This is a genomic window from Pseudomonas sp. RIT-PI-q (assembly GCF_001297125.1).
Lineage (GTDB): Bacteria > Pseudomonadota > Gammaproteobacteria > Pseudomonadales > Pseudomonadaceae > Aquipseudomonas.
On the sequence record NZ_LHPC01000025.1, the window covers coordinates 268,424 to 291,161 of the forward strand.

24 protein-coding genes and 1 pseudogene are annotated in these 22,738 nt (G+C 58.8%); 9 read left to right on the forward strand and 16 right to left on the reverse strand.

The genetic code is table 11. The features are described 5' to 3' along the window. Positions 1 to 156: 156 nt before the first annotated feature. Entirely contained in the window at positions 157 to 1,014 is an 858-nt protein-coding gene (locus tag AEQ67_RS10885) for an SDR family oxidoreductase (RefSeq protein ID WP_059403872.1), read from the forward strand. A gap of 139 nt (positions 1,015 to 1,153) precedes the next feature. Here the strand turns inward: AEQ67_RS10885 and AEQ67_RS10890 are convergent, their stop codons facing one another. From AEQ67_RS10890 to AEQ67_RS10915, 6 genes are all read right to left on the reverse strand, one after another. Continuing rightward, positions 1,154 to 1,894 (reverse strand): hypothetical protein, encoded by a 741-nt coding sequence (locus tag AEQ67_RS10890; RefSeq protein ID WP_059403873.1) that lies wholly within the window; start codon positions 1,892 to 1,894, stop codon positions 1,154 to 1,156. Between the two features lie 71 nt (positions 1,895 to 1,965). Further along, a complete protein-coding gene (locus tag AEQ67_RS10895) occupies positions 1,966 to 2,346 on the reverse strand; it encodes a RidA family protein (protein WP_003229509.1) in 381 nt (126 codons plus the stop codon). A 24-nt stretch (positions 2,347 to 2,370) separates the two neighbouring features. Beyond that, the gene (gene spoT, locus AEQ67_RS10900; protein WP_059403874.1) at positions 2,371 to 4,476 is read right to left on the reverse strand and encodes a bifunctional GTP diphosphokinase/guanosine-3',5'-bis pyrophosphate 3'-pyrophosphohydrolase; all 2,106 of its coding nucleotides are present in this window, start codon (positions 4,474 to 4,476) and stop codon (positions 2,371 to 2,373) included. Between the two features lie 56 nt (positions 4,477 to 4,532). Continuing rightward, a complete protein-coding gene (gene rpoZ, locus AEQ67_RS10905; RefSeq protein ID WP_007894670.1) occupies positions 4,533 to 4,796 on the reverse strand; it encodes a DNA-directed RNA polymerase subunit omega in 264 nt (87 codons plus the stop codon). A 167-nt stretch (positions 4,797 to 4,963) separates the two neighbouring features. Beyond that, positions 4,964 to 5,584 carry a guanylate kinase gene (gene gmk, locus AEQ67_RS10910; RefSeq protein ID WP_059403875.1) on the reverse strand — a complete coding sequence of 207 codons (621 nt, stop codon included), beginning with the start codon at positions 5,582 to 5,584 and terminating at the stop codon, positions 4,964 to 4,966. A 12-nt stretch (positions 5,585 to 5,596) separates the two neighbouring features. Further along, the gene (locus AEQ67_RS10915) at positions 5,597 to 6,460 is read right to left on the reverse strand and encodes a YicC/YloC family endoribonuclease (RefSeq protein WP_059403876.1); all 864 of its coding nucleotides are present in this window, start codon (positions 6,458 to 6,460) and stop codon (positions 5,597 to 5,599) included. A gap of 279 nt (positions 6,461 to 6,739) precedes the next feature. Here AEQ67_RS10915 and rph point away from each other — a divergent pair, with 279 nt between their 5' ends. The 3 genes from rph to gltS all read left to right on the forward strand — a co-directional run bounded on the left by rph (position 6,740) and on the right by gltS (position 9,533). Beyond that, entirely contained in the window at positions 6,740 to 7,462 is a 723-nt protein-coding gene (gene rph / locus AEQ67_RS10920; RefSeq protein ID WP_059403877.1) for a ribonuclease PH, read from the forward strand. A gap of 28 nt (positions 7,463 to 7,490) precedes the next feature. After that, positions 7,491 to 7,859: a DUF4870 domain-containing protein gene (locus AEQ67_RS10925; protein ID WP_059403878.1), complete on the forward strand. Its 369-nt coding sequence runs from the start codon at positions 7,491 to 7,493 to the stop codon at positions 7,857 to 7,859. A 468-nt stretch (positions 7,860 to 8,327) separates the two neighbouring features. Further along, a complete protein-coding gene (gene gltS, locus AEQ67_RS10930; protein WP_059403879.1) occupies positions 8,328 to 9,533 on the forward strand; it encodes a sodium/glutamate symporter in 1,206 nt (401 codons plus the stop codon). A 91-nt stretch (positions 9,534 to 9,624) separates the two neighbouring features. On the opposite strand, the gene AEQ67_RS10935 is transcribed toward gltS, so the two are convergent. Next, positions 9,625 to 10,404, reverse strand: coding sequence for an exodeoxyribonuclease III (locus AEQ67_RS10935; RefSeq protein ID WP_007934608.1), 780 nt, complete (start codon positions 10,402 to 10,404; stop codon positions 9,625 to 9,627). Between the two features lie 82 nt (positions 10,405 to 10,486). On the opposite strand from AEQ67_RS10935, the gene pyrE reads away from it, so the two are divergent. Continuing rightward, positions 10,487 to 11,131: an orotate phosphoribosyltransferase gene (gene pyrE, locus AEQ67_RS10940; protein WP_059403880.1), complete on the forward strand. Its 645-nt coding sequence runs from the start codon at positions 10,487 to 10,489 to the stop codon at positions 11,129 to 11,131. A 124-nt stretch (positions 11,132 to 11,255) separates the two neighbouring features. Here pyrE and AEQ67_RS10945 read toward each other — a convergent pair whose 3' ends face one another. The 7 genes and pseudogenes from AEQ67_RS10945 to coaBC all read right to left on the reverse strand — a co-directional run bounded on the left by AEQ67_RS10945 (position 11,256) and on the right by coaBC (position 16,928). Beyond that, complete coding sequence (locus AEQ67_RS10945) at positions 11,256 to 11,639, reverse strand: hypothetical protein (RefSeq protein WP_059403881.1); 384 nt, start codon at positions 11,637 to 11,639, stop codon at positions 11,256 to 11,258. Further along, positions 11,626 to 12,198 carry a hypothetical protein gene (locus AEQ67_RS10950; RefSeq protein WP_059403882.1) on the reverse strand — a complete coding sequence of 191 codons (573 nt, stop codon included), beginning with the start codon at positions 12,196 to 12,198 and terminating at the stop codon, positions 11,626 to 11,628. The genes AEQ67_RS10945 and AEQ67_RS10950 overlap by 14 nt, the downstream gene beginning before the upstream one ends. A 16-nt stretch (positions 12,199 to 12,214) precedes the next feature. Then, positions 12,215 to 12,427: a hypothetical protein gene (locus AEQ67_RS10955; protein WP_059403883.1), complete on the reverse strand. Its 213-nt coding sequence runs from the start codon at positions 12,425 to 12,427 to the stop codon at positions 12,215 to 12,217. 200 nt (positions 12,428 to 12,627) lie between these two features. Next, on the reverse strand, positions 12,628 to 13,533 hold the full coding sequence (gene argB / locus AEQ67_RS10960; protein WP_010465204.1) for an acetylglutamate kinase: 906 nt from the start codon (positions 13,531 to 13,533) through the stop codon (positions 12,628 to 12,630). 25 nt (positions 13,534 to 13,558) lie between these two features. Next, positions 13,559 to 14,962 (reverse strand): annotated as a pseudogene (locus AEQ67_RS10965) (phosphomannomutase/phosphoglucomutase); the annotation flags it as partial. Between the two features lie 296 nt (positions 14,963 to 15,258). Further along, a complete protein-coding gene (gene dut / locus AEQ67_RS10970) occupies positions 15,259 to 15,714 on the reverse strand; it encodes a dUTP diphosphatase (RefSeq protein ID WP_059403885.1) in 456 nt (151 codons plus the stop codon). Positions 15,715 to 15,719: 5 nt separating this feature from the next. Next, positions 15,720 to 16,928 (reverse strand): bifunctional phosphopantothenoylcysteine decarboxylase/phosphopantothenate--cysteine ligase CoaBC, encoded by a 1,209-nt coding sequence (gene coaBC, locus AEQ67_RS10975; RefSeq protein ID WP_059403886.1) that lies wholly within the window; start codon positions 16,926 to 16,928, stop codon positions 15,720 to 15,722. A 136-nt stretch (positions 16,929 to 17,064) separates the two neighbouring features. On the opposite strand from coaBC, the gene radC reads away from it, so the two are divergent. Further along, positions 17,065 to 17,739, forward strand: a complete 675-nt coding sequence (gene radC / locus AEQ67_RS10980; RefSeq protein WP_059403887.1) for a RadC family protein — start codon at positions 17,065 to 17,067, stop codon at positions 17,737 to 17,739. Positions 17,740 to 17,859: 120 nt separating this feature from the next. Here radC and AEQ67_RS10985 read toward each other — a convergent pair whose 3' ends face one another. Continuing rightward, complete coding sequence (locus tag AEQ67_RS10985) at positions 17,860 to 19,446, reverse strand: ABC transporter substrate-binding protein (RefSeq protein ID WP_059403888.1); 1,587 nt, start codon at positions 19,444 to 19,446, stop codon at positions 17,860 to 17,862. Between the two features lie 446 nt (positions 19,447 to 19,892). Between AEQ67_RS10985 and rpmB the strand changes: the two genes are divergently transcribed. Both rpmB and rpmG read left to right on the forward strand, forming a co-directional pair. After that, positions 19,893 to 20,126, forward strand: coding sequence for a 50S ribosomal protein L28 (gene rpmB, locus AEQ67_RS10990; RefSeq protein WP_007894701.1), 234 nt, complete (start codon positions 19,893 to 19,895; stop codon positions 20,124 to 20,126). 11 nt (positions 20,127 to 20,137) lie between these two features. Then, complete coding sequence (gene rpmG, locus AEQ67_RS10995; RefSeq protein ID WP_007894709.1) at positions 20,138 to 20,293, forward strand: 50S ribosomal protein L33; 156 nt, start codon at positions 20,138 to 20,140, stop codon at positions 20,291 to 20,293. 191 nt (positions 20,294 to 20,484) lie between these two features. Here rpmG and AEQ67_RS11000 read toward each other — a convergent pair whose 3' ends face one another. Then, the gene (locus AEQ67_RS11000; RefSeq protein ID WP_059403889.1) at positions 20,485 to 20,847 is read right to left on the reverse strand and encodes a cupin domain-containing protein; all 363 of its coding nucleotides are present in this window, start codon (positions 20,845 to 20,847) and stop codon (positions 20,485 to 20,487) included. A gap of 239 nt (positions 20,848 to 21,086) precedes the next feature. On the opposite strand from AEQ67_RS11000, the gene AEQ67_RS11005 reads away from it, so the two are divergent. Further along, a complete protein-coding gene (locus AEQ67_RS11005) occupies positions 21,087 to 22,580 on the forward strand; it encodes an aldehyde dehydrogenase (RefSeq protein ID WP_059403890.1) in 1,494 nt (497 codons plus the stop codon). The last annotated feature ends 158 nt before the right edge of the window (positions 22,581 to 22,738 follow it).

The window sequence follows — 22,738 nt, forward strand, 5'->3', positions numbered from 1 at the left end:
GCTCTTCCAGGCCTCGCGAGGCCGAGAACAAAAGTGGCGGGCATTATTGCAAGTAATTCTTGTTAACAAAAGTAATAGAGTTTCTTTTTTTCTACCATTGCTAGCCGCTCGTCCATTGCCGGCGCTAGTCTGTGCCTTTCTGACGGGAGTTTTCTGATGTCCGCGCCATCTGTTTTGATCGCCGGTTGTGGTGATGTTGGCAGTCGTCTGGCCACCCAATTGCTGGCTTTAGGGTGGGAGGTTCATGGCCTGCGGCGTGACGTCTCACGCCTGCCCCAAGGGGTGATTGGCGTTGCTGGCGACTTGTTTAATGAAGACTGCCCGCAGACGTGGCCAGTCGGTGCGGTGGATTACCTGGTGTATTGTGCAGCCGCGACTGATCACGATGAAGCCGGTTACCGCGCGGCTTATGTGCAGGGTTTGCAGCATGTGCTGGAGTGGCTGACCGACTATGGGCAGGTGCCCGATCGACTGCTGTTCGTGTCCAGCAGTAGCGTGTATGGGCAACAGGAGGGCGAGTGGGTCGACGAGACTTCACCGGCCGTGGCGGCAGGCTATTCCGGGCGTGTGATGCTGGAAGCCGAGCAGGTGGCCCTCAACAGCGGCATCCCGGCGAGCATTGTGCGGTTGACCGGTATCTACGGTCCGGGCCGTGAGTGGTTGCTGACTCAGGTTCGCCGGGGTTATCGCGTGGCGGTCGATCCACCGCTGTATGCCAATCGCATTCATGCCGACGACGCGGCAGGATTGATGGCGTGTCTGCTTGAGGCTGATCAGCGCGGTGTGGCGCTGGATGACGTCTATATAGGCGTTGATGATGCGCCGGCAGCGCTGGCGGAGGTGGTGGGTTGGTTGCGCGAGTATCTGGGCGTGACCGAGTGGTCCGAAGATGCGAGCGTGCGGCGTACCGGCAGCAAACGTTGCAGCAATGCACGGGCGAAAGCCTTGGGCTGGGTGCCGAAGTACCCAAGCTATCGCGAAGGCTATGCCGCGATTCTTGAAGGCCGCTGCTGAAATCCAGTTTCACACAAACAACTGTGGGAGCGGGCTTGCCCGCGATGGCGGTGTAACAGTCAGCCTGGATGCTGACTGTTATGGCCTCATCGCGGGCAAGCCCGCTCCCACAGGGTTATCTGTTGGCTTCAGATCCGGGTTACTGCTTCTCGAGCAACCACTTGCGATCACCCGGCGTGAACGAAGGCATTTCATCCGCCTGCGCCGTGTTCACCGCCTGGAGAATCTCCAGTTCCTTGCCCTTGCGCGCAAAGATCCAGGTGTTGCCCTGGCCGTTCAGTTGCAACCACATGTTGTCGTTGCCGCCGCTCATCGACGCGCAATCGCCCGCCAGGCACAGGGCATAACGATCCGCGCCGGGCAAACCGGCGACCTGACCGTCGGCCTGGAATTGCACGGTGTTGCCTTCACCCGGGCCGCTGACGACTTTCCAGCTGCCACCCATATAAGCCGAATACAACGCACGCTCGAAGCTGGCGCCGATCGGTGCGCCCTCCGGCACCGGGATCAGTGCACGGTCGAAGACCTGCGCCGACTCGTTCTCGGTCGCGGACTGGCTCAGTTGCTTGCCATCACGCTTCAGCTCACTGCCGGAACTGCCATAAAAGTCGACTTTCCACGCGCCGGACTCTTCGCCCAGCAGCTTGCCTTCGACATTTTCAAAACCATTGGTGTAGCGGGCCTGATTGGCCTTGGTGTTGACGTCCCATTCCAGGTTCGGACCATAGGCCTGGAGTGCTTCGCGCAGTGGGCCGCCTTTGGAGGCAGCATCAATCGCCACCTGATTGATCCAGGTGCCGCTGATATCACGGTCGGCAGGGTTGCTGGCACAACCGCCCAAGAGTAGGGCGACCAGCGAGATAGCTAGCGCTTTGCGCATGGTGGAATCCTTTCAAAACGCCTTTTATACGTACGCCAGCGACACAGCCTTGAAAGGCTGCGCCGCACGCATTACTCGATGACCAGAATGGCATCCATTTCAACCTGCGAACCCTTTGGCAGGGCGGCTACGCCGATGGCGGCGCGTGCAGGGTAAGGCTGGTCAAAGTATTTACCCATGATCTCGTTGACCTTGGCGAAGTGGCTCAGGTCGGTGAGGAAGATGTTCAGTTTGACGATGTCCTTGAACGAACCGCCGGCCGCTTCGGCCACGGCTTTGAGGTTCTCGAACACCTGGACGGTCTGGGCTTCGAAGCCTTCAACCAGTTCCATGGTTTTTGGGTCCAGAGGAATTTGACCCGACATGTAAACGGTGTTGCCAGCCTTGATCGCCTGGGAGTAAGTACCGATGGCGGCCGGGGCCTTGTCGCTGGTGATAACAGTCTTGGTCATGAATGACTCCTTGTAATAGTGGGCTTAGGCACGCATGCGGGTGATGCGAATCACCCCGGTCAGAGCGCGCAGTTTCTTGATCACGCGGGCCAGGTGCACGCGGTCGTGCACGCTGACCACCAGTTGGACCACGCTGATGCGACCATCGCGTTCGTCCATGCTGATTTTTTCGATATTGCCGTCGGCCGCGTTGACGCTGCTGGCCAGCAGGGCGATCAGGCCGCGCTGGTGTTCCAGCTCGACGCGCAGTTCGACGTTGAATTCGCCGGTGACATCCTTGGCCCACGAGAGCTGGATGCATTTTTCCGGGTTGTGGCGGATTTCGCTGATGTTGCGGCAGTTGTCCAGGTGCACGACCATGCCTTTGCCCGCGGACAGGTGGCCGACAATCGGGTCGCCCGGGATCGGCGTGCAGCACTTGGCGTAGCTGAGCACCAGGCCTTCAGTGCCACGAATCGCCAGCGGGCCTTCCGCGCTCGGCAGCTGTTCGCCTTCGCCGAGCAGGCGGCGGGCGACCACATAAGCCATGCGATTACCCAGGCCGATGTCTTCGAGCAGGTCTTCGATCAGTTCGAGGCGGTACTCGGTGAGCATCGCCTTGACGCGCTCGCCCGGGACCTTTTCCAGGGAGCTGTCGAAACCGTTGAGGACCTTGTTCAGCAGGCGTTCGCCGAGGCTGATGGACTCGGAGCGGCGTTGCAGTTTCAGCGCATGGCGGATGTGGGTCCGCGCCTTGCCGGTGACCACAAAATTGAGCCACGCCGGGTTCGGCCGTGCGCCGGGAGCGCTGACGATCTCGACCGTGGAGCCGCTTTGCAGCGGTTCGGACAGCGGCGCGAGACGGCGATTGATCCGACAGGCGATGCAGCTGTTGCCCACGTCGGTGTGCACCGCGTAGGCGAAGTCGACCGCCGTGGAGCCTTTTGGCAGCTCCATGATCCGGCCTTTGGGCGTGAACACGTAGACCTCGTCCGGGAACAGGTCGATCTTCACGCTTTCGATGAATTCCAGCGAGTTGCCGGCGCGTTGCTGCATTTCCAGCACGCCTTTGACCCACTGGCGCGCGCGGGCATGCGTGCCTTTTGGCTGCTCGTCGCCGCTGGATTTGTACAGCCAATGGGCGGCGATGCCATTGTTGGCCATCTCTTCCATTTCACGGGTGCGGATCTGGATCTCGATCGGCACCCCGTGCATGCCGAACAGCGTGGTGTGCAGCGACTGATAGCCGTTGGCTTTCGGGATCGCGATGTAATCCTTGAAGCGCCCCGGCAACGGTTTGTACAAATTATGCACAGCACCCAGCACGCGGTAGCAGGTATCGACCTTGTCGACGATGATCCGGAACGCGTAGACGTCCATGATCTCGTTGAAGGCCCGACGCTTGCCGCGCATTTTCTTGTAAATGCCGTAGAGGTGTTTCTGGCGACCGCTGACCTCGCCCTGGATTTCATCGATGGCCAGGCAATGGCTGAGGGATTCTTCGATCTTGTTGACGATTTCCTTGCGGTTGCCCCGGGCGCGCTTGACCGCCTGGTTGATCCGCGCGGAACGCATCGGGTGCATGGCCTTGAAGCCGAGGTCTTCGAACTCTATGCGGATGGCGTGCATGCCCAGCCGATTGGCAATGGGCGCATAGATTTCCAGGGTTTCCTTGGCGATCCGTCGGCGTTTTTCGCCGGACAGGACTTCCAGCGTGCGCATGTTGTGCAGGCGGTCGGCGAGCTTGACCAGGATCACGCGGATGTCGCGGGCCATGGCCATGGCCATTTTCTGGAAGTTTTCAGCCTGGGCTTCGGCCTTGGTCTCGAAGTTCATCTGGGTCAGTTTGCTGACCCCATCGACCAGTTCGGCCACGGTTTCACCGAACTGCGCTTGCAGCGCTTCCTTGGCAATACCGGTGTCTTCGATCACGTCATGCAGCATTGCAGCCATCAAGCTCTGATGGTCCATGTGCATGTCGGCAAGAATATTCGCCACCGCAAGAGGATGCGTGACGTACGCCTCGCCGCTACGGCGGCGTTGGCCGTCGTGGGCTTGTTCGGCGTAGAAGTACGCTCGGCGGACCAGGTTGACCTGGTCCTTGCCGAGGTAGGTCGATAAGCGATCGGCGAGGGCGTCTATGCTCGGCATGATAATTCCTGCCGTTCGCTGTGACCCCGCGCCGTGCTACGTCGACCAGGCATGACTTAGACTGCCTCGTTGGACTCGTCCTCGAACGCTGCGAACAGCGGTTCGTCTTCGACGATTTCAGCGTTGGCGATGAACTCGTAGCTCATCAGGCCTTCAGCGATTTCACGCAAGGCTACAACGGTAGGCTTGTCGTTTTCCCACTGAACCAGGGGCTCTTTGCCGCCGGTGGCCAGTTGACGGGCACGCTTGGTAGACAGCATGACCAGCTCAAAGCGGTTTTCCACGTGGTTTAGGCAATCTTCAACGGTTACGCGGGCCATGGTATTCCTCGGAGCGAATGCAATATGCGCGCTGCCCGGTTGGGCGAGCGGACTCGACAGTTTAAAAAATCACCAGCGTTTAGGGAAGCGCTGATTTTTTGACCAAGCCCTTCAACGCGCTGCAAGCACCAATGTAAAGCCCTTGCAGCTGTTTTGGGAAGAGCGAATCAACCCAGCAATTCAGCCAGCAATTTGCCGTTGCGCTGTTGCTGACGCTTCTGATGCAGCTGATTGGCACGGAAAATCGCCTTCAGATCGTCCAGGGCGTGGGCGAAATCGTCGTTGATGATCAGGTAGTCGTAGTCGACGTAGTGGCTCATCTCGCTGACGGCTTCGCGCATCCGGCCTTCGATGATCTCGTCGCTGTCCTGGCCGCGATTGGTCAGGCGCTGACGCAAGGCTTGCTGGCTCGGCGGCAGAATGAAGATCGAACGGGCCTGCGGCATCAACTTGCGCACTTGCTCGGCGCCTTGCCAGTCGATTTCCAGAATCAGGTCGTGGCCTTCATCCAGGGTCTGCTGCAAGTGGCTTTGCGACGTGCCATAGAGGTTGCCGAACACTTCGGCGCGCTCCAGGAAATCACCGTGCTCGATCATCTTCACGAATTGTTCGCGCGAGACGAAGTTGTAGTTCACGCCGTCCACTTCGCCCGGACGCATGGCGCGGGTGGTGTGGGAAACGGACACCTGAATCTGCGGCTGAGCGTCGATCAGCGCCTTGACCAGGCTGGTCTTGCCGGCGCCCGAAGGCGCGGAAATGATGTAGAGAGTGCCGGTGCTGTGGGTCATTTCAGGTTTGCCTTACTCAATATTCTGCACTTGTTCGCGCATCTGCTCGATCAACACTTTGAGGTTGACCGCAGCCTGGGTGCTGCGCGGGTCGAAGGCTTTGGAGCCCAGTGTGTTGGCTTCGCGGTTAAGTTCCTGCATCAGGAAGTCCAGGCGCCGACCCGCCGCGCCGCCGGACTTGAGCACCCGGCGAACTTCGATGATGTGAGTGCTCAGGCGATCCAGTTCTTCGGCGACGTCGCTTTTTTGCGCGAGCATGACCATTTCCTGTTCCAGCCGCTGCGGGTCCATCTCGGCTTTCATGTCGGCGAAGCGGTCGAGGACTTTCTGGCGCTGGGTGGCGAGCATCTGCGGGACCAGTTCACGCAGGGTCACCACATCGCCTTCAATCGAAGTCAGGCGATCGTTGATCAACCGCGCCAGCTCCGCGCCTTCGCGCTCACGGCCGGCCTTCAGTTCTTTCAGGCCTTCGTTGAACAGCGCCAGCGCTTCGGCATTCAACGCTTGCGGGTCGGTGGCATCGCCCACCAGCACGCCTGGCCAGGCGAGGACTTCCAGCGGGTTCAGCGCGGCCGGGTTTTTGATCAGGCCAGCGATTGTCTCGGCGGCAGCGACCAATTGCGCGGCGCGCTCGCGGTCAACTTGCAGGGGTTTGTCGGTGTTTTCTTCGGTGAAGCGCAGGGTGCATTCGAGTTTGCCCCGAGAGATTCCCTGGCGCAGGGCTTCGCGGACCGCGCCTTCGAGGTCGCGAAAGGACTCCGGCAAACGCAAGTGGGGTTCCAGGTAGCGGCTGTTGACCGAGCGCAGTTCCCAGCTAAGGGTGCCTTGGGCGCCGGCTTTCTCGACGCGGGCGAAGGCGGTCATGCTGTGCACCATGGAGATACCTCGCAATGCAGGTCAACGCTACCCTGAGGTTTCGCGGACCCGATATCTATTAATAAAAGCCGACAGGCAGCAAAGGCGCAGGATTGTAGCGCAGTGGGGCGGATGCGCCCAAACACACGGTGTGACAAAGGGCTGCAGGCCGTCGGCAATGCGTCGTCCAAGGCGCAGATCAGAGCCTTCAGTCGTCGGAGGATTTTTTTAGAAGTGCCCAGTTGTGGCCAGCGGCTCTATAATGCTCGGCAGTTTTCCGTCCCCGTACAGGTATTCCCTATGAAACGTCCAAGTGGTCGCGCTGCCGATCAGCTCCGCTCGATCCGCATTACCCGCAACTACACCAAACACGCCGAGGGTTCTGTACTGGTCGAGTTCGGTGATACCAAAGTCATCTGCACCGTCAGCGTCGAAAACGGCGTGCCGCGTTTCCTCAAAGGCCAGGGCCAGGGTTGGTTGACCGCCGAATACGGCATGCTGCCGCGTGCTACCGGCGAGCGTAACCAGCGTGAAGCGAGCCGTGGCAAGCAAGGCGGCCGCACGTTGGAAATCCAGCGCCTGATCGGTCGCTCCCTGCGTGCTTCGCTGGACATGTCCAAGCTGGGCGACGTCACCCTGTACGTCGATTGCGATGTGATCCAGGCTGATGGCGGTACTCGCACCGCGTCCATCACCGGCGCCATGGTTGCACTGGTCGACGCCTTGAAAGTGATCAAGAAGCGCGGCGGCCTGAAAGGTGGCGACCCGCTCAAGCAAATGATCGCGGCCGTTTCGGTGGGCATGTACCAGGGCGAGCCGGTGCTCGACCTCGACTACCTGGAAGACTCGGCTGCCGAGACCGACCTGAACGTAGTAATGACCAGCACTGGCGGCTTCATTGAAGTGCAGGGTACTGCCGAAGGCGCACCGTTCCAGCCTGAAGAGCTGAACGCTATGCTGGAGCTGGCGAAGAAAGGCATGAACGAAATCTTCGAGCTGCAAAAGGCTGCACTGGCCGACTGATCGGGCCCGCTCCAGGCAAGGAGGACGTATGAGTGACGAGCAACAGCTGCTTCCCACCCCGAGCAAAGAGGTTCGGCAGTGGGCGATGTTTTGTCACCTGTCTGCCTTGCTGGGGATCTGGATTCCGTTCGGTACGCTGATCGGCCCGCTGATTCTCTGGCAGATGAAGCGCGAGATGGACCCGTTCGTTGATGCGCAGGGCAAAGAGGCGCTGAACTTTCAGATCACCGTAGCCATTGTCTCGGCGATTTGCTTCTTGCTGATGGTGGTGATCGTCGGGTTCTTCCTGTTTGGGCTGGTTGCGATTGGTGCGTTGGTGCTGACGATCATTGCCGGGGTGAAAGCCAATGAAGGGTTTCCTTATCGTTACCCATTTACTTGGCGGTTGATCAAATAAGCTTCGAACAAATCCCCTGTGGGAGCGGGCTTGCTCGCGATAGCGGTAGATCTGTCAACTTCAATGTTGAATGTTAAGCCGCCTTCGCGAGCAAGCCCGCTCCCACATTGCGATTTAAAACAAATGCCCTGACTTGTCGGGGCTTTTGTTTTTTTGCAATAGGACTTTTCTGAAACGCTATACAGCGGTCGCTATTTAAGTTGAATACTGAGTTCCTCAAAGTCTGCTTGTCTTCCTTACACTTCTAGTCACAACTGCACGGCTTCAGCACCTCCTATAGGCTTGGCAATAAGACTGTGTGGTTGATAAAGTTGCCCGGCGCAATATCTTTTAAGAAATATTTCGATACGTTCAGACCATTGACGGTCCCTGAATCTAATACCAATCAGTGTTGAGACGAATCAACCTGTTCAAGAGACGTGCACAGGTAAAAAGTTCGCCTCTGAATGTATACCTAAGAATATCCCAATGCTTCAGCTCGATTTCTACGGAACACTTGTGGCCGCCTCTTTAGTGCTTTTACTCGGGCGCGGACTTGTTACACATGTCGGTTTTTTACGTGCCTATAATATTCCCGAGCCAGTAGCGGGCGGCCTGGTAGTTGCCCTGGGTCTATTGGCTTTGCGGGCCCTTGATATTGAAGTCCGATTTGATACTTCACTGCAGACGCCTTTGATGTTGGCGTTTTTTGCCACCATTGGCTTGAGTGCGGACTTCGCCAGCCTGAAGAAAGGCGGGCGCGTAGTGGGGGTTTTTGTGCTGGCGGTGACCGGGCTTCTGGTGGTCCAGAATGCCTTGGGCATAGGGCTCGCAAAGGCGTTGGGACTCGATCCTTTAATGGGACTGCTGACCGGCTCGATATCGTTGGCGGGCGGCCACGGAACAGGCGCTGCGTGGGGAGCGACGTTCAGTGAGAAGTTCGGTCTGGCTTCCGCCTCTGAACTGGCGATGGCCTCTGCGACGTTTGGCTTGGTGCTCGGCGGGTTGATTGGTGGTCCGGTCGCTCGCCTGCTCATCAAGCGTGTCCAGACACCTGGCTGCCAGCAGGAAAAGCCACGGCTGCCAAAGGGTTTTGAGCAGCCGAACAAAGAGCGCTCGATCACGCCATTTTCGTTTATCGAGACACTTGCCCTGATCGCTGTCAGCTTGCTGGCAGGCTCTCTGCTAAATGGCTTGCTGCACGGAACCGCATTTGAGTTGCCGACGTTCGTTTGTGTGTTGTTCGTGGGTGTGGTTTTACGCAATGGACTTTCAGCGCTTGGCCTTTATCAGGTGTTTGAGCGTGAAGTCTCGGTGCTGGGGAATGTCAGCTTGTCGCTGTTTCTGGCGATCGCTTTGATGTCGCTCAAACTGTGGGATCTGGCCGCACTGGCGTTGCCATTCTTTATCATCCTGGCGGCGCAAACGTTGGTCATGGCGCTGTTTGCGATTTTTGTGACGTTCAGAATGATGGGCAGTAATTACGATGCGGCCGTGCTGGCGGCAGGACACTGCGGTTTTGGCCTGGGTGCCACACCAACGGCCATCGCTAACATGCAAGCGGTGACGCAGCGCTACGGACCTTCGCAGATAGCGTTCCTGGTGGTGCCGATGGTGGGGGCGTTCTTCATCGACATCATCAATGTCATCGTGATCAAGTTGTACCTTGCGCTGCCGTTTTTCGCCGCGGCTTGAAGGTCTGATCACTGCTGAAGATCCATAAAAAATGCCCGTATCTTGCGATACGGGCATTTTTTACCGGCCAGTTTTCTCTCATCGAAAAAACTTAGATGGTCAGCGTCCAGTCGTAGTCCACGATCAGCGGTGCGTGCTGCGAGAACCGTGGCTGACGTGGCAAACGCGCGCTGCGTACAAAGCGGCGCAGGCCTGGGGTCAGCAGCTGGTAGTCGAAACGCCAACCGAGGTTGAGCATCTCCGCCTGTTCATTGTCCGGCCACCAGCTGTACTGGTCGCCTTCACGGCTGACTTCGCGCAGGGCGTCGACATAACCCATGTTGCCGACAATCTCGTCCATCCAGGCACGTTCAGGTGCCAGGAAGCCCGGGGATTGCTGGCTGTCGCGCCAGTTCTTGATATCCAGCTTCTGTTGCGCCACGTACAGCGAGCCACAATAAATGTACTCGCGACGTTTGCGTCGCTGTTTATCCAGATAACGGGCGAAATCGTCCATTAGCTTGAACTTCTGGTTCAAATCTTCATCGCCGTTCTGCCCCGAAGGGAGCAGCAAGGTCGCGATGCTGACCTTGTCGAAATCGGCTTGCAGGTAGCGCCCGTAGCGGTCGGCTGTCTCGAAGCCGAGACCGCTGATGACTGCCTTCGGTTGCAGCCGCGAATACAAAGCCACGCCACCTTGGGCGGGTACTTCGGCTTCGCAGGCATAAAGGAAGTAGCCATCCAGTTGGAAAGCTGGATCGTCCAGTTCAAAGGCGGAGGCGCGGGTGTCCTGCAGGCAGATGACGTCGGCATTCTGTGCTTGCAGCCAACTGAGCAACCCTCGCTCCACTGCAGCCTGAATACCATTGACGTTCACACTGATGATCCGCATAAATGGCCCCAAAAATCGCGTGCGTGTATGATACACGGCGTCAACCTAATTAGCTAAATCCGTGGTATTTGGGGTTTTTTTCATGCAAGCGTATCAGCGCGATTTCATTCGTTTTGCCATCGATCGCGGCGTTTTGCGCTTCGGCGAGTTCACCCTGAAGTCCGGGCGTACCAGTCCTTACTTCTTCAATGCCGGCCTGTTCAACTCGGGTTCGGCCCTTGCGCAGCTGGGGCGTTTCTACGCGGCAGCCATCGTCGAGAGCGGCATTCCCTTCGACGTACTGTTCGGTCCAGCCTACAAAGGTATTCCGTTGGCGGCGACCACGGCAGTGGCCTTGGCCGAACATCACGCCCGTGATCTGCCATGGTGCTTCAACCGCAAGGAAGCCAAGGCTCACGGCGAAGGCGGCAGCCTGGTCGGCGCACCGTTGACCGGCGAGGTGCTGATCATCGACGACGTGATCACCGCTGGCACCGCGATCCGCGAAGTGATGCAGATCATCGCTTCCCAGGATGGCGCCAAGGCTGCGGGCGTACTGATCGCCCTGAACCGTCAGGAGCGCGGCAACGGCGAGTTGTCGGCGATCCAGGAAGTGGAGCGTGACTTTGGCATTCCGGTGATCAGCATTGTTTCGCTGAACCAGGTGCTGGAATTTTTGGCCGACGACCCGCAGCTCAAGCAGCACCTGCCAGCCGTCGAAGCCTACCGCGCCCAGTTCGGCGTCTGACACCGCAGACCTGTAGGAGCGAGCTTGCTCGCGAAAAACGTCAACGATAACGCGGGGCACCTGATGCCCCGCGGTGTTCTGACGTCCATCGCGAGCAATCTCGCTCCTACAGAGATTGTGTGGGTCAGTGCAGTCTTCGCCATTTCCCGACCAGTCTTACTGCCAACCCCAGGTTGAACAGCGCAAACACCAGCAGTGCCAGGACGACTAACACGTACAGCGTTCGATCCACGTCGAAGTCCCATAGATCCAGTGTGCTGGTGCTCATGATCCTCACGGCGGCTGGCAAGTTGACGTAAAACAACGCCATGAAGGCGCACGTCAGCGGCACGGCGCAACCCAACAAAACCCCCAGCACTTTCCCCCGGCTGCGTTTTCTGGCCAGCGGACCTGATTGTTTTTCATCCAGCTCCAGTGCTTCATGCAACCTTGGCCAAGCCAGGTTGAACATGAAAGTGGTCAGGGTCAGCAGCAAGCCACTGACCGCCACAATGTCATTGAACGGCATCGATCCCCAATGTTGCGCACAACAGGTCGTGGGAGTCTTCGCTGATTTCGAACTGCCCGGCGCTACCCTTGCGCTTGGTGATGGGTTTGAAGGTCGGCTGGTTTTGCGTGATCAGCATGTTCAGTTCATCGCGGATCACGTCTGAAGTGATCACTACCAGATAAACCGTCTGCGCATGTTCTGCCGTCTCGATCACGGCCCTCATGCTGTGCTGAAGGATGTCGTCGAGTTGATTGCGAAACCGTGAAACCGTGTTTTTCAGCAAGGTTTTGCTCTGGCTCTGAGTCAGCTGGAAAATCGTCGATATCTGCGACTCGGTCGGCAATGTCTGTCCGAAGTAGCTTTGAATCAGATACAGCAAACGATCCTGCTTGGCCTCATCGGCCCTGCTGGGCATGCCACCTTCGACCAGCATCTTCAGGTATTCGGTCAGGCTTGCCTTGGCTATCCGCTGCAGGGCGTGGGCGATTTCGCCGTCGCAAATCCTCAAGGTTTTTTTGACCGGCTCCTTTTGCTCGAGGTCGAAGGCCTGGGCGTCGATCGTGAACGAGATCAGCATGTTCAGTCCCCCGTGGTCACTTGGAAGGCTCGTTTGGGTACGGATCTGCCTCGGCGTCGCCTTGGCCGGTCAGGATCTTCCAGCCATTGAGCACGTGCGTGCTTGGTTTGAAGTCAGGGCATGGCGGAAGCGAAGTCTTTGACTGATTGCTGTATTCGCGCCCGCAGTCTGCGCACTCATAGGTGCCTGCTGAAACATCACTGCCGTAGGGAACGTGGTTTTTTTGCATGGGGAAGATCTCCTGTGGATTCAGGGAAGATCCTATGCAGATTGTTTCTTTTGCGATGTCGGACGTTTCGCTTACTTAAGTCGGACAATTCCTGCAGGCATAAAAAAGATCGCAGACTTCGTCAGCTCCTACAGGAATTTCGTACATCCGAAAAATCCTGTAGACGCCGCCGAAGGCTGCGATCTTTTGAGGTGTTTGAATCAGTGACGCTTGCGATTGCTGATCAAGGTGCCCACACCGGTGTCGGTGAAGATTTCCAGCAGAATCGCATTTGGCACCCGGCCATCAATGATCAACGAGCTGCCCACGCCGCCCTGAACTGCTTCCAGCGCGCAACGGATCTTGGGCAGCATGCCGCCGTAGATAGTGCCGTCAGCGATCAGTTCGTCGACCTGTTGAGTCGTCAGGCCGGTGAGGACCGTGCCCGACTTGTCCATCAGGCCGGCGATGTTGGTCAGCAGCATCAGCTTCTCGGCTTTCAGCGCTTCGGCCACTTTGCCGGCCACCAGATCGGCGTTGATGTTGTACGACTCGCCGTTGGCGCCGACACCGATTGGCGCGATCACTGGAATGAAGTCACCTTTGACCAACAGGTTCAGCAGATCGGTGTTGATCCCGACCACTTCGCCCACCTGGCCGATGTCGATGATTTCCGGCTGGGTCATCTCCGGCGTCTGGCGGGTCACGGTGAGCTTCTTCGCACGAATCAGCTCGGCGTCTTTACCGGTCAGGCCGATGGCGCTGCCGCCATGACGGTTGATCAGGTTGACGATGTCCTTGTTGACCTGGCCGCCGAGGACCATTTCCACCACGTCCATGGTCTGCGCGTCAGTCACGCGCATGCCGTCGATGAAGTGGCTCTCGATCGACAGACGCTTGAGCAGGTCGCCGATTTGCGGACCGCCGCCGTGAACCACTACCGGGTTAATGCCCACGGCTTTCATCAGCACGATGTCGCGGGCGAAGCCGGTTTTCAGCTCCTCGCTTTCCATCGCGTTGCCGCCGTATTTGATCACCAGCGTCTTGCCGACATAGCGGCGAATGTAAGGCAGCGCTTCGGACAGGACCTTGGCGGTGTTGGCGGCGGCTTCGCGTTCGAGGGTCATTCAGGGCTCCGGGTGCTTCAGAAGATCAAAACGGTAATTGGAGATCAGGGGCAACACGCTTCAACTGGACTTTGAACACGTCCTTGATGCGCTGCAATTCAGCCTCGTCATCGGCCTCGAAACGCAGCACCAGCACCGGTGTGGTGTTGGACGCGCGCACCAGGCCCCAGCCTTTGGCGTAGTCGACTCGCACGCCGTCAATGGTGGTCAGGTCGGCGCCTTCGCCCCACTTCGCGTCGTGCAGAGCATCAATGATGCTGAATTTGCTCTCTTCGGTCACATGGATATTGATTTCCGGCGTAGAAATATCGTTCGGGAAGGTCGCAAACAGCTCTTCCGCAGTGGATTTTTCCTTGCTGAGGATCTCCAGCAGACGCGCGGCACTGTAAATGCCGTCGTCGAAACCGAACCAGCGCTCCTTGAAGAAGATGTGCCCGCTCATTTCGCCAGCCAACAGGGCGCCGGTTTGTTTCATTTTCTTTTTGATCAACGAGTGACCAGTCTTCCACATGAGCGGGCGACCGCCGTACTCCTTGATCAGTGGCGTCAGGCGACGGGTGCATTTGACGTCGAAAATGATTTCCGCGTCAGCGTTGCGCGCCAGCACGTCGCGGGCGAACAGCATCAGCAGGCGATCGGGGTAGACGATGCTGCCGGTGTTGGTCACCACGCCCACGCGATCGCCGTCGCCATCGAAAGCCAGGCCAATGTCGGCGTTGGTTTCCTTGACCTTGGCGATCAGGTCGACGAGGTTTTCAGGCTTGCCCGGATCCGGATGGTGGTTCGGGAAGTTGCCGTCGACGTCGCAGAACAGCGGGATGACTTCGCAGTTCAGCGCTTCGATCAGTTGCGGAGCGATCACGCCAGCGGCACCGTTACCGCAGTCGACCACGACTTTCAGGCGGCGGGCCAGTTTGATGTCCTGGACGATTTCGGTGTTGTAGCGATCGAGAATCTCGACCTGGGTGATGCTGCCCTTGCCGCTGCTCAGGTTGTTGGTCTTGAGGCGGTCGTGCAGGGCCTGGATCTGTTCGTTGGCCAGCGTGTCGCCCGCGATAACGATTTTGAAGCCGTTGTAGTTCGACGGGTTGTGGCTGCCGGTGAGCATCACCCCGGATTTGCCGGCCAATACGTTGGCGGCGTAGTACAGCGCCGGCGTTGGCACCAGGCCGACGTCGCTGACGTGGCAACCGCTGTCAGCCAGGCCTTTGATCAATTGCTCCACCAGCTCGGGGCCGGACAGACGACCGTCGCGGCCGACGGAAACGTTCGGTTCATCCTGGGCCAGGCTCTGGGCACCGATGGCACGACCGAGCCAATAAGCGGTTTCAGCGTTCAAGAATTCCGGGACGGTGCCACGAATGTCGTAGGCGCGGAAGATGCTGTCGGGGAACTTGGGTGGGACTTGGGCTGGGTTGCTCATTACTGGAAATGCTCCATCTCGAAGGTGGCTGGACCTGCTGGCGAAGAACTCGCCGACCGGCTCAAACTGAAGGGTATGACGGCTTTTTCCACTGAGAGTTCGTGGTGTGTAAAGGCCATGCCACCAGCGTTTGCATGGGAATGATCGGCCAATGCCTTGATTTTTGGCGGTAAACCTTCCAGATGAACTTTATAAATTGTGGCGGGGGGGGTGGCCTTGTGTAGGAGCTGCCGAAGGCTGCGATCTCTTGATTTTCGTTTTTAAGATCAAGAGATCGCAGCCTTCGGCAGCTCCTACATGGATCAATGGCTGCCGGAATGCCCAAAGCCGCCCGCACCGCGCTCGGTTTCAACGAACTCTTCGACCATCTCGAAGTGCGCTTGAACCACTGGCACCAACACCAGCTGAGCCAGGCGCTCGCCGACCACCATGTTGAAGTCGGTTTGCCCACGGTTCCAGCACGACACCATCAGCGGACCCTGATAATCGGAGTCGATCAAACCGACCAGATTGCCCAGCACGATACCGTGCTTATGGCCCAGGCCGGAGCGTGGCAGGATCAACGCGGCCAAACCTGGGTCGCCGATGTAGACAGACAGGCCGGTCGGGATCAGCACGGTTTCACCTGGCTTGATCACGGTGTCTTTTTCCAGCATGGCGCGCAGGTCGAGGCCGGCGGAGCCTGGGGTGGCGTACTGCGGCAGCGGGAATTCTGTACCGATGCGAGGGTCGAGGATTTTGGCTTGCAAAGCGTGCATGTAAATTAAACCTGGTTCAGACGTTCGGCGATAAAAGTGATCAGCTGGCGAGCGATTTTGCTCTTGCTGGTCTGGGCGAAAAGTGTGGCGTGGAGCTCACGGTCGATCACGCTGCAGGCGTTTTCTTCGCTGTTGAAGCCAATACTCGGGTTGGCGACGTCGTTGGCGACGATCAAATCGAGGTTCTTGTCTTTCAACTTGCGCGCAGCGTAATCGAGCAGGTGTTCGGTTTCGGCAGCGAAACCAACACTGAACGGACGGTCGGGGCGCGTGGCGATGGTGGCCAGGATGTCTGGGTTACGCACCATTTGTAGTAACAAGCCGTCGCCGTTCGTAGGGTCTTTCTTGAGTTTTTGTGGGGCGACGACTTCCGGGCGGTAGTCTGCGACGGCTGCCGAGGCGATAAACAGATCGCAAGGGATCGCGGCTTCACATGCGGCGAGCATGTCGCGGGCGCTGACCACGTCGATGCGGGTGACGCGATCCGGCGTCGGCAGGTGCACCGGGCCGGTGATCAGGGTCACACGGGCGCCGGCTTCCACGGCGGCTTCGGCCAGGGCAAAGCCCATTTTGCCGGAGCTGTGGTTGGTGATGTAGCGCACCGGGTCGATGTTTTCCTGGGTCGGGCCCGCCGTGATCAGCACGTGTTTACCGGTCAGCGCCTGGCGCTGGAAGCAGTCGGCCGCGCACTGGGCGAGGTCGGTGGCTTCAAGCATGCGACCCAGGCCGACGTCGCCGCAGGCCTGGCTGCCGGAGGCCGGGCCGAAGGCTTTGATGTCGCGGCTTTCGAGGGTTTGCAGGTTGGCTTGGGTCGCCGGGTCGCGCCACATGGCCTGGTTCATCGCCGGGGCAACGGCGACCACGGCGTCGGTGGCCAGCACCAAGGTGGTCAACAGGTCGTCGGCAATGCCTTGGGCCAGACGGGCGATCAGGTCCGCGGTGGCGGGGGCGATCAGCACCAGGTCGGCCCATTTGGCCAGCTCGATGTGGCCCATGGCGGCTTCAGCCGCGGGGTCCAGCAAGTCGAGGTGGACCGGGTGCCCGGACAGCGCCTGCATGGTCAGCGGAGTGATGAACTCGGCGCCGCCACGGGTCATGACCACGCGCACTTCGGCGCCCTGGTCCATCAGACGGCGAACCAGATCGGCGCTTTTGTAGGCAGCAATGCCGCCGCCGACGCCCAGAACGATGCGTTTCCGATACAGCCGCTGCATAGGTCTGCCTTTCATTTCGTTGATGACTGCGTGGCGATACCCCCTCCCCAGGGATGAAATCGCCCGCAAAAAAGATGGGCTACGATATCACAGCGACCGCTACGGAACAGCGGCGCCCATATTCCAGGGAGGTGCTATGAGTATTCGTGATTGGCCGGCGGCTGAGCGGCCGCGGGAAAAGCTTCTTGAGCAGGGACCGGCGAGTCTGTCCGACGCCGAGTTGCTGGCAATCTTTCTACGAACCGGTGTAGCCGGCAAAAGCGCGGTGGACCTGGCGCGACACCTGCTGCATCAATTCGGCAGCCTGCGCACGTTGCTGGAGGCTGACCAGCTAACGTTCAGTAAGCAGTTGGGACTAGGGCCGGCAAAATTTGCCCAGTTGCAGGCCGTGCTGGAAATGGCTCGGCGCCATCTGGCCGAGCGGTTGCGGCGTGATTCAGTGATGGAGAGCCCGCTGGCGGTGCGCGACTACCTGAAAGCGATGCTGCGACACGAGCCGCATGAGGTCTTCGGTTGTCTGTTTCTGGACTCCAAGCATCGGGTGCTGGCGTTTGAAACGCTGTTTCGCGGCTCCATCGACAGCACCAGCGTGTATCCGCGGCAGGTGGTCAAACGCGCCTTGGCCCACAACGCCGCAGCGCTGATCCTCTGCCACAACCATCCGTCCGGCAACACCGACCCCAGTCAGGCCGACCGAATGCTGACCAAGCGCCTGCAAGAGGCGCTGGACCTGATCGATGTGCGGGTGCTCGACCATTTCATCGTTGGGGACGGTGACCCACTGTCCATGGCCGAGTACGGGTGGATGTAACTCAAAACTCTGTAGGAGCGAGCGTGCTCGCGAAAAACCTGAGACCGCCACGGGGTGTCAGGTTTATCGCGTTATCGTTGACGATCATCGCGAGCAAGCTCGCTCCTGCAGGGCGCCTGGCTATTTGAGGTTGACCTTCGAGTAGTCCTGGCGACCGAAGGGGCTGACCGAGTAACCCTCGACGTCCTCACGCGTCAGCGCGAACGCAGTCGGGTGCGCCAGCGGCAGCCACAGCGCCTGCTGCTGGATCTGCGCCTGGGCCTGTTCGTAAAGCTTGGTGCGCACACCTTGCTCGCCGGTGGTCTTGCCGGCGCTGATCAGCTTGTCCAGGTCCTGGTTGCAGTAACGGGCGAAGTTCGTGCCGGATTTGACTGCCGCGCAGGAAAATTGCGGCGTGAGGAAGTTGTCCGGGTCACCGTTGTCGCCAGCCCAGCCCATGAACAGCAGGTCGTGTTCACCGGCCTTGGCACGGCGAATCAACTCGCCCCATTCGATCACCCGAATCTCGGCCTGAATGCCGATTTCCGCGAGGTCGGACTGAAGCATTTGCGCGCTGAGGCTCGGATTCGGGTTCAGCAGGCTGCCGGAAGGGCGGGTCCAGATCGTGGTCTTGAAGCCGTCCTTGAGCCCGGCCTTGGCCATCAAGGCTTTGGCCTTTTCTACGTCATGCGGATAACCCGGCAAGCCTTTGGCGTAGCTCCAGGTGTTGGGTGGGTACGGGCCATTGGCGGGCTCGGCGGTGTCTTCGAAGACGGCTTTGATGTAGTTGGCCTTGTCGAACGCGAGGTTGATCGCCTGGCGCACCTCAGGTTTATCCAGCGGCGGATGCTGGCTGTTGATGCCGACGAACGCAGTCATGAAGGCGTCAGTCTTTTCGACTTTCAACGTCGGCTCTTTCAGCGCGGCCTGTACGTCCAGCGGCTTGGGCGACAGGGCGATCTGGCACTCATTGCGGCGCAATTTCTGCAAGCGCACGTTGGCGTCCGGCGTGATGGCGAAGATCAGCGGGTCCACCGATGGCTTGCCACGGAAGTAATCCGGATTGGCCTTGTAGCGGATCGAGGCGTCTTTCTGGAAACGCGTGAAAATGAACGGGCCGCTGCCGATTGGCTGGCTGTTGAGCTTCTCCGGGGTGCCGGCCTTGAGCAGTTTGTCGGCGTATTCAGCCGAATAGATCGAGGCGAAACCCATGCTCAGGGTCGCGAGGAAGGTCGAGTCCGGGTGATCGAGGGTGAACCGGATGGTGAGCGGGTCCAGTGCGTCGATCTTCTTGATCAATGCCGGCAACTGCATCGACTGGGCGTGCGGGAAGCCGCTCTGGGCGACTTTGTGCCAAGGGTGCGCCGGGTCGAGCATGCGGTCGAAGCTGAATTTCACGTCTTCGGCGGTCAGTTCACGGGTCGGGCTGAAGTATTCGGTGCGGTGGAATTTCACCTGCGGGTGCAGCTTGAACACATAAGTCAGGCCATCCGGCGTGACTTCCCAGCTGTCCGCGAGGCTGGCGACCACTTTGCCGCTGGCCGTGTCGAAGTCCACCAAACGGTTCATCAGCACATCGGCCGAGGCGTTGGTGGTGGTCAGCGAGTTGTATTGCACCACATCAAACCCTTCCGGGCTGGCCTCGGTGCAGACGCTCAGGGCGGCGGCAAAAGCCTGTGGGCTCAGCAGAAGCGGGGCAAGCAACAGCGGTAGGGCAGCGAGGCGCATGGTCGGATTCCTTTACAGATCGAAGGCCCATCTGCAAGTGCAGTCTGGAAAAGGCTTACCCTAGTGGGCTCTTTTGCAAATGACTATCCCCTTTTTCATTTTAAGGGGAGTATGTGCGATTGTTTTCGGTGAGCGCTGGCTGAGAAAAATCCTGAATTGGCCTGTTGGTCGATTCTCTGCGACGAGCGGTCTGCATCGACGATAGCCTTTATCCAAGGCGCTCGGCGCCCTGAAAATGGGGTTTTTATCAACTCAACGCACACGGAATGTTGTTGCTCTCTAGTCTTTCTGGTATAAAGCAGCGCTCTTTTCTAGGGGCCCGGTTCCTTCACTGTAGGTGTAGCCGGTAAGACCTCTAAAGAAACGCGGCGCCTGGCGCCAAATGACTGAGAGATTAAGCGGCCAACCCATGCCGGGTTGGGCATGTGGTTTTAGAGGGCTGAGGCATGTCGAGAGTATGTCAAGTTACCGGTAAGGGTCCGGTGACTGGGAATAACATTTCCCACGCAAACAACAAAACCCGTCGTCGTTTCCTGCCGAACCTGCAGCATCACCGCTTTTGGGTTGAAGAAGAGAAACGTTTCGTGCGTCTGCGCGTATCTGCCAAAGGCATGCGTATCATCGACAAGCGTGGCATCACTGTCGTGCTGGCCGAAATCCGCAAAGCTGGCAAGATCTAAGGGAGCTAATCATGCGTGAATTGATTCGTTTGATTTCGAGCGCCGGTACTGGTCACTTCTACACTACCGACAAGAACAAGCGTACTACCCCGGACAAAATCGAGATCAAGAAATTTGATCCGGTTGTTCGCAAGCACGTGATCTACAAGGAAGGCAAAATCAAGTAATTGATTTTTCCGACTGATGAAAAAGGCCCGTATCGCGAGATACGGGCCTTTTTTGTTGCCTGCGGATTGTGCAGTGCCTGTTAGTGCCCCTTCGCGGGCAAGCCTCGCTCCTACAGGGGATTGGTGGCGTTCACAAAACCTGTAGGAGCGAGGCTTGCCCGCGAAGAGGCCGGCCCAGCTAACACAAAACCTCAAGCCTTCTGTTCAAACGCCACATAGATCTTGCGGCACGTTTCCAGCACCTCCCAGGTGCCCCGGAACCCGGCCGGGATGACGAAACGGTCCCCCGCGCGAACGGTCTTGCTGTTGCCGTCGTTATCACGCAGCACGGACACGCCCTGAACGATTTCGCAGTATTCATGCTCGGTAAAATTCACCAGCCATTGGCCGACTGCACCTTCCCAAACGCCGGCGTTCAACTGGCCGCAAGGGCTGTTGTAGTGGTTGTACACTACTTGTTCGGGGTCGCCCTTGAGGACTTTCGCCTGGTCCGGCCGATAGCGATCGGGCTGGGTGGTGGCCTGGCTGAAGTCGACGACATCCTGGATATTCATTTTGTTGTAATCCCCCGTGATTGCGGCGCGATGGCTGAAAAGACCCAAAGTCTATGTTTATTAAAATGAACACTGCAAGGCCGTTTGCCGACCTTGTGTCAAATATATTGAAACAACCCCGGCCACTGGTTTAGGGTGGCAGGTGCCTTGGGCCGATAAGCAGGCTGGCCGGGCAGAATTCCTGAGACCGCCCGCGAAGACCGCGGGGCGCTCGTATTCAACAAGAGGAGGACACTCGTATGACCACCCTGACTCGTGCCGATTGGGAACAACGGGCTCGCGATCTGAAGATCGAAGGCCGCGCCTACATCAATGGCGAATACACCGATGCCGTCTCCAGCGAGACCTTCGAGTGCATCAGCCCGGTCGATGGCCGTCTGCTGGGCAAGATTGCCAGCTGTGACGCCGCCGACGCGCAACGCGCTGTTGAAAACGCCCGCTCCACGTTCAATTCCGGCGTCTGGTCGCGCCTGGCGCCAACCAAACGCAAAGCCACCATGATCCGTTTCGCCGGCCTGCTCAAACAGCACGCCGAAGAACTGGCGCTGCTTGAAACCCTGGACATGGGCAAGCCGATCAGCGATTCCCTGTACATCGACGTTCCCGGCGCGGCGCAAGCCCTGAGCTGGAGCGGCGAAGCCATCGACAAGATCTACGACGAAGTCGCCGCCACTCCGCACGATCAATTGGGTCTGGTCACTCGCGAGCCAGTCGGTGTCGTCGGCGCCATCGTGCCGTGGAACTTCCCGTTGATGATGGCCTGCTGGAAACTCGGCCCGGCGCTGTCCACCGGTAACTCGGTGATCCTCAAGCCGTCGGAAAAATCGCCGCTGACCGCCATCCGCATCGCTGCACTGGCCGTTGAAGCCGGCATTCCGAAAGGCGTGCTGAACGTGTTGCCGGGCTACGGGCACACCGTCGGCAAGGCCCTGGCCCTGCACAATGACGTGGACACCCTGGTGTTCACCGGTTCGACCAAGATCGCCAAGCAACTGCTGATCTACTCCGGCGAATCGAACATGAAGCGCGTCTGGCTCGAAGCCGGCGGCAAGAGCCCGAACATCGTGTTCGCCGATGCGCCGGACCTGCAAGCTGCCGCTGAAGCAGCGGCCGGTGCCATCGCCTTCAACCAGGGCGAAGTCTGCACCGCCGGTTCGCGTCTGCTGGTCGAGCGTTCGATCAAGGACAAATTCCTGCCGCTGGTGATCGAGGCCCTGAAAACCTGGAAGCCGGGCAACCCGCTGGACCCGGCGACCAACGTCGGCGCGCTGGTGGACACCCAGCAGATGAACACCGTGCTGTCCTACATCGAATCCGGCCATACCGACGGTGCCAAACTGGTGGCGGGCGGCAAGCGCATTCTTCAGGAAACCGGTGGCACCTATGTTGAGCCAACAATTTTCGACGGCGTGAGCAACGCGATGAAAATCGCTCAGGAAGAAATCTTCGGCCCAGTGTTGTCGGTCATCACTTTCGACACAGCCGAAGAAGCCATTGCGATTGCCAACGACACGCCTTACGGCCTCGCCGCCGCGGTGTGGACCAAAGACATCTCGAAGGCTCACCTGACCGCCAAGGCCCTGCGTGCCGGTAGCGTTTGGGTCAACCAATACGACGGTGGCGACATGACTGCGCCGTTCGGTGGCTTCAAGCAGTCCGGCAACGGTCGCGACAAGTCGCTGCACGCGTTCGACAAGTACACCGAGCTGAAGGCGACCTGGATCAAGTTGTAAGTCGGTTTCCCTAACGACGTAGATCCCCTGTGGGAGCGGGCTTGCCCGCGAAGGCGCCGTGACAGCCAACGATGATGTTGGATGTGATGGCCTCTTCGCGGGCAAGCCCGCTCCCACATTTGTTTTGTGCCGTCTGAAAATAATATCCACAGGAGCGT

What these genes read in the sequence shown, in the direction of transcription:
- AEQ67_RS10885 (WP_059403872.1), top strand. Translation starts at nt 157, where the DNA reads ATGTCCGCGCCATCTGTTTTGATCGCCGGTTGTGGTGATGTTGGCAGT.
- AEQ67_RS10890 (WP_059403873.1), bottom strand. Translation starts at nt 1,894, where the DNA reads ATGCGCAAAGCGCTAGCTATCTCGCTGGTCGCCCTACTCTTGGGCGGT.
- AEQ67_RS10895 (WP_003229509.1), bottom strand. Translation starts at nt 2,346, where the DNA reads ATGACCAAGACTGTTATCACCAGCGACAAGGCCCCGGCCGCCATCGGT.
- spoT (WP_059403874.1), bottom strand. Translation starts at nt 4,476, where the DNA reads ATGCCGAGCATAGACGCCCTCGCCGATCGCTTATCGACCTACCTCGGC.
- rpoZ (WP_007894670.1), bottom strand. Translation starts at nt 4,796, where the DNA reads ATGGCCCGCGTAACCGTTGAAGATTGCCTAAACCACGTGGAAAACCGC.
- gmk (WP_059403875.1), bottom strand. Translation starts at nt 5,584, where the DNA reads ATGACCCACAGCACCGGCACTCTCTACATCATTTCCGCGCCTTCGGGC.
- AEQ67_RS10915 (WP_059403876.1), bottom strand. Translation starts at nt 6,460, where the DNA reads ATGGTGCACAGCATGACCGCCTTCGCCCGCGTCGAGAAAGCCGGCGCC.
- rph (WP_059403877.1), top strand. Translation starts at nt 6,740, where the DNA reads ATGAAACGTCCAAGTGGTCGCGCTGCCGATCAGCTCCGCTCGATCCGC.
- AEQ67_RS10925 (WP_059403878.1), top strand. Translation starts at nt 7,491, where the DNA reads ATGAGTGACGAGCAACAGCTGCTTCCCACCCCGAGCAAAGAGGTTCGG.
- gltS (WP_059403879.1), top strand. Translation starts at nt 8,328, where the DNA reads ATGCTTCAGCTCGATTTCTACGGAACACTTGTGGCCGCCTCTTTAGTG.
- AEQ67_RS10935 (WP_007934608.1), bottom strand. Translation starts at nt 10,404, where the DNA reads ATGCGGATCATCAGTGTGAACGTCAATGGTATTCAGGCTGCAGTGGAG.
- pyrE (WP_059403880.1), top strand. Translation starts at nt 10,487, where the DNA reads ATGCAAGCGTATCAGCGCGATTTCATTCGTTTTGCCATCGATCGCGGC.
- AEQ67_RS10945 (WP_059403881.1), bottom strand. Translation starts at nt 11,639, where the DNA reads ATGCCGTTCAATGACATTGTGGCGGTCAGTGGCTTGCTGCTGACCCTG.
- AEQ67_RS10950 (WP_059403882.1), bottom strand. Translation starts at nt 12,198, where the DNA reads ATGCTGATCTCGTTCACGATCGACGCCCAGGCCTTCGACCTCGAGCAA.
- AEQ67_RS10955 (WP_059403883.1), bottom strand. Translation starts at nt 12,427, where the DNA reads ATGCAAAAAAACCACGTTCCCTACGGCAGTGATGTTTCAGCAGGCACC.
- argB (WP_010465204.1), bottom strand. Translation starts at nt 13,533, where the DNA reads ATGACCCTCGAACGCGAAGCCGCCGCCAACACCGCCAAGGTCCTGTCC.
- dut (WP_059403885.1), bottom strand. Translation starts at nt 15,714, where the DNA reads ATGCACGCTTTGCAAGCCAAAATCCTCGACCCTCGCATCGGTACAGAA.
- coaBC (WP_059403886.1), bottom strand. Translation starts at nt 16,928, where the DNA reads ATGCAGCGGCTGTATCGGAAACGCATCGTTCTGGGCGTCGGCGGCGGC.
- radC (WP_059403887.1), top strand. Translation starts at nt 17,065, where the DNA reads ATGAGTATTCGTGATTGGCCGGCGGCTGAGCGGCCGCGGGAAAAGCTT.
- AEQ67_RS10985 (WP_059403888.1), bottom strand. Translation starts at nt 19,446, where the DNA reads ATGCGCCTCGCTGCCCTACCGCTGTTGCTTGCCCCGCTTCTGCTGAGC.
- rpmB (WP_007894701.1), top strand. Translation starts at nt 19,893, where the DNA reads ATGTCGAGAGTATGTCAAGTTACCGGTAAGGGTCCGGTGACTGGGAAT.
- rpmG (WP_007894709.1), top strand. Translation starts at nt 20,138, where the DNA reads ATGCGTGAATTGATTCGTTTGATTTCGAGCGCCGGTACTGGTCACTTC.
- AEQ67_RS11000 (WP_059403889.1), bottom strand. Translation starts at nt 20,847, where the DNA reads ATGAATATCCAGGATGTCGTCGACTTCAGCCAGGCCACCACCCAGCCC.
- AEQ67_RS11005 (WP_059403890.1), top strand. Translation starts at nt 21,087, where the DNA reads ATGACCACCCTGACTCGTGCCGATTGGGAACAACGGGCTCGCGATCTG.